The 1623-nt window shown below is 71.5% G+C and carries 2 protein-coding genes; both read left to right on the top strand.

The features are described from left to right. Nucleotides 1-591, top strand: a 591-nt coding sequence (locus WA805_RS22975) for a diacylglycerol/lipid kinase family protein (RefSeq protein WP_425243379.1), incomplete at its 5' end; no start/stop codon positions are given. A gap of 45 nt (nt 592-636) precedes the next feature. Beyond that, the gene (locus WA805_RS22980; protein ID WP_422281003.1) at nt 637-1473 is read left to right on the top strand and encodes a PIG-L family deacetylase; all 837 of its coding nucleotides are present in this window, start codon (nt 637-639) and stop codon (nt 1471-1473) included. Nucleotides 1474-1623 lie beyond the last annotated feature (150 nt).

Raw genomic sequence — 1623 nt, forward strand, 5'->3', positions numbered from 1 at the left:
GCGCACGCCAGGGCCGCGCTCGCCGTCGTGCTGGGCACCCGCGGCACCCGCTGTGCGGACCGCCGGATCGACCTGGCCACTGCCGACGGGGCGCCGTTCACCGCGATGGCGGGCATGGGCCTCGACGCGGCGGTCGTGGCGGCGACCAGGCTCAAGCACCACTTCGGCTGGCTCGCCTACGCGATGTCCGGGGCGGTCCACCTCGCGCTGCCGCCGGCCAGGTTCACGATCAGCATGGACGGCGGGGCACCGGTCGAGCGCGACGCGCGGTCGGTGGTCGTCGGCAACTCCGGGCTGCTGCCCGGCGGGTTCACGCTGCTGCCCGACGCCCGCATCGACGACGGGCTGCTCGACGTCGGGATCCTCGCGCCGCACGGCCCGTTCGGCTGGCCTAAGGTCGCCACCCGCGTGCTGACGCACAGCCGGCACCAGGACCGGCACCTGGTGCGATTCCAGGCGCGCACGGTGCAGATCACCGCGCACTCCACGCTCCCCCGCGAAGTGGACGGGGAGCTCGTCACGCCGGACCGGACCCTTACTGTGTCGGTGCAACCGGGCGCCCTGATCGTCCGGGCACCTCTGGCCGGCTGACCCGACCGGACGGCGCACCCGGCGAAGCATGGCAGGCTGGTGGGTATGGCAGAGCCTCTCACCTTGATGGCGGTACACGCCCACCCCGACGACGAAGCGTCCGGTGGCGGCATCCTCGCTACCTACTCCGACCAGGGCATCCGAACAGTGGTTGTCACCTGCACCAACGGCCAGTACGGGGACGCCCCCGGCGGGATCAAGCCCGGCCAGCCCGGCCACGACCCGGAGGCAGTCGCCCGGCTGCGTCTGGCCGAGCTCGAAGAATCGGCCAGGATCCTCAAGGTCAGCGACGTGGAAACGCTCGGGTACCACGACTCGGGCATGCCGGACTGGGAGTACAAGGACCGGCCGGACGCGTTCTCGAATGTGCCACTCGAGGAAGTAGCGGGCCGGATCGGCGGCCTCATCGCCAAGTACCGTCCGCAGGTCCTCGTCACCTACGACGACCAGGGCGCCTACCAGCACCCGGACCATGTGCACGCCAGCCGCGCCGCGCAAGCCGCCGCGGCAGAAACCGGCATCCCGGCGAAGCTCTACCTGTCGACGATGCGCGGCAGCTCCTGGCGAAAGATATGGGAGGCGCTGCGCGCGGCCGGCGCGGAGGTGCCGACCTGGGAGGACGACGAGGAACGCACCCGGCGGGCGGTGCAGTCCGAGGAGCGGATTACGACCACGATCGACATCCGCCCGGTCCTCGAGCGCAAGCGCGAGGCACTGTTCGCGCACGGCACTCAGATCAACGGCGACTCCTGGTTCGGCAAGATCCCGCCGGAGATCGTCGAGGAGGCCTTCGGATACGAGTACTTCATCCGGGCGGCCGACACAACGGGCGCGCCGCTGCCCGAAGACGATCTGTTCGCGGGGCTGCGAACCGGGGCATGACCGGTACGTGGCGAAAAGGGGTCCGGCGGGCCGAGACGGCGACGAGCCGCGCGACGCTAACCCCGGTCCCGCCGGCGGCGACCGGGTAACCGCCGCCGCGGACGAGCTGTACAGCGCCGATCCGGCCGAGTTCACCGAGCGGCGCAAGGC

The organism is Trebonia sp. (genome assembly GCF_049794275.1).
GTDB lineage: Bacteria > Actinomycetota > Actinomycetes > Streptosporangiales > Streptosporangiaceae > Trebonia.

Bases quoted from the DNA above. Each gene is read 5' to 3' on its own strand.
- WA805_RS22980 (WP_422281003.1), top strand. From the start codon at position 637: ATGGCAGAGCCTCTCACCTTGATGGCGGTACACGCCCACCCCGACGAC.